This window comes from Aliivibrio sp. SR45-2 (assembly GCF_963890165.1).
Taxonomy (GTDB): Bacteria; Pseudomonadota; Gammaproteobacteria; order Enterobacterales; family Vibrionaceae; genus Aliivibrio; species Aliivibrio salmonicida.
Genome location: NZ_CAWPRC010000021.1, coordinates 1 through 2717, shown reverse-complemented (window position 1 = coordinate 2717; position 2717 = coordinate 1). Strand labels below are relative to the sequence as shown.

The 2717-nt window shown below is 36.0% G+C and carries 3 protein-coding genes and 1 pseudogene; all 4 read right to left on the bottom strand.

Annotated elements, in window-relative coordinates; translation table 11 throughout:
* Positions 1-810: pseudogene (locus AACV33_RS00865) on the bottom strand (hypothetical protein); the annotation flags it as partial.
* Between the two features lie 733 nt (positions 811-1543).
* The gene (locus AACV33_RS00860) at positions 1544-1987 is read right to left on the bottom strand and encodes a GNAT family N-acetyltransferase (protein WP_182700671.1); all 444 of its coding nucleotides are present in this window, start codon (positions 1985-1987) and stop codon (positions 1544-1546) included.
* 176 nt (positions 1988-2163) lie between these two features.
* Complete coding sequence (locus AACV33_RS00855) at positions 2164-2424, bottom strand: Txe/YoeB family addiction module toxin (protein WP_182700670.1); 261 nt, start codon at positions 2422-2424, stop codon at positions 2164-2166.
* Positions 2421-2672, bottom strand: coding sequence for a type II toxin-antitoxin system Phd/YefM family antitoxin (locus tag AACV33_RS00850; RefSeq protein WP_065611806.1), 252 nt, complete (start codon positions 2670-2672; stop codon positions 2421-2423). The genes AACV33_RS00855 and AACV33_RS00850 overlap by 4 nt, the downstream gene beginning before the upstream one ends.
* Positions 2673-2717: the final 45 nt, after the last annotated feature.

Here is a 2717-nt window from a genome sequence, read left to right as displayed (position 1 = left end):
TGATTTAGTATCTATACGTAATGGCATTTTCAAATTATACTTCATCAAAATTTGATCAAAGAAGTCTAAATTTACTTCACTACAAACTTCAACTGGATTAATTTTTAATGGTAGGTATATTAACCCCAGCTTTGCCTCATAAAAATATAGAGCGAAACCATATTGACTACCTGTCCATCCGTATGAATAGGTATCATTTACTGGGTTTGAAAGTATAGGAATCGTAGTTGGAACGTTTGATAGCTTAATATGGCCTTTAAATTGTGAAAAAGAATGTTTACTGGTATACCGAAATAAGCCATTGTCTGATAATGCAGCAATACAAAAACCACCTACCGTCTTTACATTAGAATCAGAAATTACTTTATTCATAGCAATATCCAGGTCATGAAGTCCTGAAGATTGTTTAATATTTTTAGTTAAAACTTGGTATCCATCAAAATCACCAATATACGCATAATCTGGTTGAGCTACTACTCCGTCAGATATTTTATAAATGACATTATTTACAGCATTACATAATAAATAATCAGTAGTGCCAAAGGCACTGCTTTCTTTTAATATTTCTAATGCATTTGATAGATTCCAATTATCCAAGTCTATCCGGTCAAAAGTATCTTGTGCTTCAGCACTACATCCAGCAAATGAAATAGCCACTTTCCCATGATTAACAACAAACAGCTTTAAACCACCATTTTTTTGATAACTAGAATAACTAGGAAGCTTTCGGTCTATTTCGTAATTTAGCTTAGTATCACTAACGATACAAACATTGCCACTTTCATCTCTCTTGGCAAAAATTAAACTCACTTTAAATCTCCATAAGCTATGAATTTCAAAAAAGGGCATAACGCTGGCATAACACGTTTATTACTATGCAAACCAACCTAAATTAACCGCCTTAATCACAAAACTAAAGGTAAACCCAGAACGCCGAATGTAATAAATCGTGTTGATGCGATTGTTGTGCGTGCTTACTTTCGGCTTGGCTAGATTGGTAAAGAACTGCCCTGCCAAGATTTTCTAAGCCCTAATTCTAATTTACCAATAGTAATTAAGCGAACAAAATGTTCTTAAATTGCGAGATAAAGTGAATTGAAAACCAATGCATTTCTTACACCATTTGAACGGCTTGGTTTCAGCTAGTTTGGAACTTATAAACCAAATATCCTAACCACAATTGGGATTGAAAATGCTGCGAGGAAAACACGGATGCAAACTAAAATGAGGCATAACCAAAGAACAATTGAAGCGTAAATTAGCCTCTGAAACGCCTGAACTTAGGGAAATAAGGGTTAATTTGCCGAACTTGATGATACAAAAACCAAAAGGAAACAAAGAAGAAATTTACGCTTACTAAGCCGAAACTACGAAAGCCGCGATCCTATTGATAAACCGTGCAAAAAATTTCGGACTCAGTACGCACAACGCCTGCATAACACGTTTGCTACGATACAGACTTACCTGAATTTTAACGCCTTAATCACTGAAACTAAAGGCAAACTGACAACGCCGAGTGTAGCAAATCGTGTTGATGCATTTGTTATAAGCACATTCTCACACGGTTCATATGAATAAATTGAGCATTTTCTGATGTTACTTGGAAACCAAATTTACGATATAAACCGCCTACCCGATTGCCTTGCAAATAACACAATTTCACTGGTTTATTTTCGCTATCAGCAAACTCTAAACATTGACTTAAAACCTGACTTCCTATTCCTTTCCCGTGAAAATTTGGCAGTAAAAAGAAACGGCAAAAATAGAAATGGTCGCCTTTATTTTGAAGCAAATAGCTACCTATTGCTTCACCTGACATTTCAATGATGGTTGGCTTTTCTTCATCCCATTCATCTTGATGCATTTCACGTTGGATTTTATCGTCCCAACCAAACACAGCTTTAATTGGCTCAAATTCAGCCGCCTTTTTAAGTTCAAATAAGAACTCAAAATCACTATCTTTCGCTGAACGCGTAGAAAATTTCAAACCTTTACCTCTGACTCAAATAACCTTAATAAATCGGTGCTTATAACGCCTGCATAACACGTTTACTACTATGCAAATATACTTGATATTGACGCCTTAAAACGAGAAACACCCGGCAAACTGAGATTGCCGAGTGTAGTAAATCGTGTTGATGCGATTGTTAACTGCGCTTCAAATTAATAATGATAGCGACAGGAAATTATTGTCAAATGTGCATCATTAACTGCATAAACTAATCGGTTGGTGTCATCAATTCTACGTGACCAAAAACCTGCCAAATTTTCTTTCAATGGCTCAGGTTTACCAATACCTTCGAAGGGAGAACGCTTCGCATCAGTAATTAATTTATTGATGCGTTTCAGCGTGTTCTTATCCTGACCTTGCCAATACAAGTAATCATCCCAAGCATCGTCAGTCCAAGCTAACATTCGACTCATTCAAGTAAGCCTCTTTCCGTAGCTTGACCGGCATTGTATTGAGCAATTGATTTATTTAGATGAGCTGCATTAGCTGGAGAACGAGATAAATAAATCGTTTCCATTAAGCTATTATAATAATCCATAGACATCACAACGGCATCTTCAGAATCTCGACGAGTGATAACTGTGCAGTCAGCATCATTAACTACGCCATCAAGAACAGATTTAAGACCATTTCGAGCTTCAGTAAAAGAAACTATACGCATAATTACCTCTTTGTTGAGTTGTACTTAATATTGAACAAGTCTAAC